The organism is Thermogutta sp. (assembly GCF_014359955.1).
Classification (GTDB): domain Bacteria; phylum Planctomycetota; class Planctomycetia; order Pirellulales; family Thermoguttaceae; genus Thermogutta.
Genome location: NZ_JACIYL010000331.1, coordinates 1 through 4,528 on the forward strand (window position 1 = coordinate 1; position 4,528 = coordinate 4,528).

The following is a 4,528-nucleotide window of genomic DNA, read 5'->3' on the forward strand; positions in this document are numbered from 1 at the left end:
GCCATGGTCGCGTCCTGTCCAGTCAATTATGCCGCTGTAGTACTCCTTCTCTTTCTATCAACAGTTGTAACCCCTCAGATTATAATGCCGTTACCCAGGAATTGTGCAGAGGTTCCGGAAAGTAATCCGGCGATTGATAGTCTCTTTTTATTCACGGGCAGATCGTTCGATAGTGATACTCAACTTCAAAACAACCTCAACCGCTGGTATGATGCCCGCGTTGGCCGCTGGGTGCAGATCGGCTGGGGGAATGGCCGCGTGTGAGAGCCAGAACCGCCCCTTCCGGCGCCCCGTCATCCAGTGGTGTCGCCTCACAGAATTGAGCGCAAATCTCCCCCAGGCTGCTTCTGGTGGTCGGTGCGCCGTACCGAGTACGGTTTGTATCGACCTGATACTCTAGAAGACACGAAAAACCCCGTGGTTTTCCACGTAAATAATGGATTTCACGGGATTTTTGATTGCACTGCGATATTTCGCGCACTGGGGATTCAACCCCAGAAGACGAATAACCGTGCCGGAGCCCGGCGGAATCAATAACTTCTAACGACTCCACTATGACGAAAAACGGACGGCCCCTGTCCCGCGAACAGGGCCAGCGTTTCTCACAATGGCGACCCCGTTATCGGCTCGCTTTTTGTGTTGACTTTTGCTCCGCCGTTCCCCGCACATCATCCTGCGGCTGGTCTTCGAATCGATACGGATCGTCCAGACGCCGCATTTCCTCCAGCAGCAACGCTTCCATCTCGGCGCGTTTTTCAGCGTATCGTGGGTCGTCGGCAAGGTTGGTTTGGTATGGTTCCGGCGTCACGCCCGTCAGTGCGATCACTTCCGGCTTGTGGTGCTCGGGCAAAAACTCATGGGGGTTTTCCGCCAAATTGAAAAGCTGCGTGACATGCACACCCAACTCGGGCGCCTCGTATTTGATGAGTTTCCAATCACCTTTCTTCACGCAGCGAATCCCCGGTTTCGCACCGCCACAATAGACGCCATAGAGCACATCGCGGATTTTTTCCGCCTTGCCTTCAAGCACCGGCCGAAAGCTGATGCCTTCATTGGTCTCGGGTATTTCGATTCCCGCCAGGTCGCATAATGTGGCCAGCACATCCAGCAGATAGATATTCCCCTCCACCCGTTTGCCGGCGGGGATACCGGGACCTTTCGCAATGAACGGCACGCGCCATGTGTGCTGGTAGAGATTCTGTTTCCCCTGCAACCCATGCGAACCAATCGCGATCCCGTGGTCAGCCGTATAGAAAATATATGTATTTTCCAATTCGCCCATTTCTTCCAGGCGCCGCAAGACACGGCCTATCTGAATGTCAATATTTTCCACACAGGCGAATTCCCGGCCCAACTCATTCCGAATGGTGCGAGGATCACGCCGATCCCACACACCGCTGACGGCCACTTCGTCACGGACATTCATATGGGTGTTGTCGAACGGATGAGCCGGCAGATAGTTCAGCGGCAACAACGGCTGCTTCGGATTTGCAGGCGGCAGCGTGTTGCGATCGGCATGATTAACCGCCCCATAATGGGCAAGCAGTTCGGGCTTTCCGTCACGGGTATCGTGCGGATGGGAAAAACCGAAATAGATGAGGAACGGTCTTTTATCGCCCCGGGCCTGTCGATCAGCCAGGTATTCCAGAACCCGCTCGGCATGCCAGGCGCTGCCCGTCTCGTCTGTCGGACCGCGCTTGGTGGCGTCATGTCTGACGGCGAATTGCACATTGGCCGGTTCGTAGCTGTTTCCTCGCTTGCAGGTGTGCATTGTGGCATATCCCGCCCGATTGAAGATCGCCGGCAGAGTGTAGTTCGCCAGGTCGGGAGGAACAAGTTTGGGATCCTTTGCGTTGGGATTGGCGTTAGTCCGCTGCGGACACGGAATATGCCACACCGTGCGCCCGGTCATGATCATCGTCCGTGATGGCAAACACACGGCGCCCACCCATGAACCCATATGATAGGCCCCATCGAACACCATCCCCTCCGCAGCCAGCCGATCGATGTTCGGCGTCCTGAGAATAGATCGCGGATTATAAATCTTGAGATCATTGGGCGATTGGTCGTCCACAATAATGAACAAAAAATTGGGCCGTCGCTCGGCCGCTGAGGACGACGTCGTTGAAAAATTGACGCCAAGAAGACACAACACCCCGGTAATTCCGGCAAGTTTTCCCACTGCCCGGACGACAGAGAAAGGATCTCTCCGATACATGGTGACAGGCCTCCCCAAAAAAAACCACTAACCTCTCAAAAACCTTTAACAAACGCTTAATTCGACGAGCAACTCTCTCGCAAATAGCGTCCCACAAGCCAACCTGCGACTCCCGCCTCAGCGCGTCTGCGCACGTTGCCGGGAGCTTGGGCCACGCAAAGCCTATTGTCCACCGTGTGCAGGACGTCTGTCAACATGCAACCGCAGGGAAGTCACGTCGATCGCATAACGGACATTGACCCACCGGCAGGACAGGCAGCAGCGGTGGGAACCGACAAACAGCCCGTGTAACCCGTGTAATTCGGGCAACTTCCGGTCGGCGCAGTTCATGAATTGCCCCTCCCCGAATCGGCTTCGGCTACGGTCAGTGTGTTGTTAAGAAAATTCACAAATCGGCCCAAGCGGTGGAGTGAGGGGAATACCGCCGGCTTTATCAAGCCATGGTTGACCATCCCCGGCGATTGATCAAAACGTCACGCATTTGTTTGACTGGCCGGCCACACACACCCGCCGAGTTTTCTCCTGCAGCAGCAAAATGCTCGCCCGTTGACTATTTCCGCAATGGCTCCATTCCAGCGACACAAATGTTGACAACGACAGTGGCGAAACGGTACAGTGGACGCTGACGAACCACTTGAACACGGTTCGGGACATCGCGAAGTATAATTCGGGCAGCGACATGACCACCGTGGTCAACCATCTCATCTATGATGCTTTTGGTAAGGTGACGTCGGAGAGTAACCCGGCGACAGGGGACATTTTCTACTCTGATAACTGGCCGTCATTAGTCGGTAATAGTCTCTTTTTATTCACCGGCAGACCATTCGATAGTGACACTCAACTGCAAAACAACCTCAACCGCTGGTACGATGCTTCGGTAGGCCGCTGGCTGAGCAAGGACCCGATCGGCTTCGCCGGAGGTGATGGGAATTTGTATCGGTACGTTAAAAATGACCCGTTGGAGGCCCTTGACCCCGACGGCAACGTCGTTCGGGGCGTGATTATTGGCGGTGGCTTTAGCTTCGCAGTTGGCGGATGTGTGTATGTTTATTCTGTCTCCGACCCCTTAGGCAATGCGGCGATAATTCTTGCGCGTCGCCTGGGAGTCGGGGTAGAGCTGAGTATTGGTGCGCAAGGATTTATAAGCCAGGGTACGGTTTCGGAGTTCTTAAAAGGGTTTTCAGTCGACATCTCTGGCGGCGTAGGTGTTATTTGGGGGCAGGTTGGGTTAAATCCCCACTCGGGCTGGGGCTGCGGTGTGCGCATTTCCGTCCCGTGGGTACCGCATTGGATCTTCAAGGTAGGCATAAGTGGAGGTGTAACGGCCGTCGTTCATGGGATTTGGAAAAATTTCTAAACTCGCACGTTGGCTGTAGGGTGTAGAATGTTCCGGCGATTTTCTTTGACCTGGTACCTTCGCGGCGTGGCAAGCCTTGCGCCGATTCTGGTCTATCTTCCATTATTTTGCGTTTTGGTATTATCGTTTGCTCACGGCTTTTGGGACCCTACGTTGTTTTCGGTAACCTTCGTGACAGGGATTGTCGTTTCACTAGCGATTCTTTGCGTAGCAGCTTATTACGTGTATCGCGTTTACAACGATAGTCATCTTACACCCGACCAAAAGATCATGTGGGCGTTGTTACTTCTGGGTTTCGCCCCAATAGGCTGCCCGTTGTTTTGGTGGACAATGGACAAACCGCGGGCCAATGATTTCACAGATGGGCTGAGAACGAGTGTGGCCGTTAAGAGCCAACCATGTCACGATATTGACGACCAACGGGGGCAGAAACCGACCCATGGTCACACGGCGACGCTCATGTTGGGTGCAGCCAGCCTCGGCTGGCTTCTTTTTGCCGGTGCGTTTGTGTTAGTGATGTTTTCGATTCTTATAGAGTGGAAGCCACCGCCGGCCATTGGATTTGGTGTTATCTTTGTGGCAGCAATTGGGGCATTTGCGACGATGACTGTTGTGGGATATTTTTTGTACCATGTATCTAGAAATGACTCTCTGCGGCCAGACCAGAGGAAATTTTGGGCATTAGTACTCGTTCTACTATGGCCATTGGCTGCCCCTGCGTACTGGTATTGTCATATTTACAAGGCAACTTGCGACAATCGAAAATGCGCACAGAGTACAAACATTGCCCGTAGTTAGATGCCTAACCTAAGGGGACACCGCGCTGTGAAGCCGCAAATTGTGTACGATATTGCATAGACGCGTGTTTTAACCATGGGTTTCAATTGGAGCAACCGAACTTTGCACAGTCTTCAAATAACCAGACCTGTTAAGAAGGGGCGGCCGATTCCGGT

General features: G+C 53.6%; 4 protein-coding genes. 3 read left to right on the plus strand and 1 reads right to left on the minus strand.

Annotated features, from left to right (window positions below; genetic code table 11):
• Positions 1-264 (plus strand): hypothetical protein (locus H5U08_RS10800; protein ID WP_297032886.1); only part of this gene is annotated, 264 nt, incomplete at its 5' end.
• Positions 265-619: 355 nt separating this feature from the next.
• Here the strand turns inward: H5U08_RS10800 and H5U08_RS10805 are convergent.
• Positions 620-2,218 (minus strand): sulfatase-like hydrolase/transferase, encoded by a 1,599-nt coding sequence (locus H5U08_RS10805; protein WP_297032888.1) that lies wholly within the window; start codon positions 2,216-2,218, stop codon positions 620-622.
• A gap of 634 nt (positions 2,219-2,852) precedes the next feature.
• Between H5U08_RS10805 and H5U08_RS10810 the strand changes: the two genes are divergently transcribed.
• On the plus strand, positions 2,853-3,575 hold the full coding sequence (locus H5U08_RS10810) for an RHS repeat-associated core domain-containing protein (RefSeq protein ID WP_297032890.1): 723 nt from the start codon (positions 2,853-2,855) through the stop codon (positions 3,573-3,575).
• 27 nt (positions 3,576-3,602) lie between these two features.
• Positions 3,603-4,373, plus strand: a complete 771-nt coding sequence (locus H5U08_RS10815; RefSeq protein WP_297032891.1) for a hypothetical protein — start codon at positions 3,603-3,605, stop codon at positions 4,371-4,373.
• Positions 4,374-4,528 lie beyond the last annotated feature (155 nt).

Coding starts and splice junctions, on each gene's coding strand:
- H5U08_RS10805 (WP_297032888.1), bottom strand. CDS start 2,218: ATGTATCGGAGAGATCCTTTCTCTGTCGTCCGGGCAGTGGGAAAACTT.
- H5U08_RS10815 (WP_297032891.1), top strand. CDS start 3,603: ATGTTCCGGCGATTTTCTTTGACCTGGTACCTTCGCGGCGTGGCAAGC.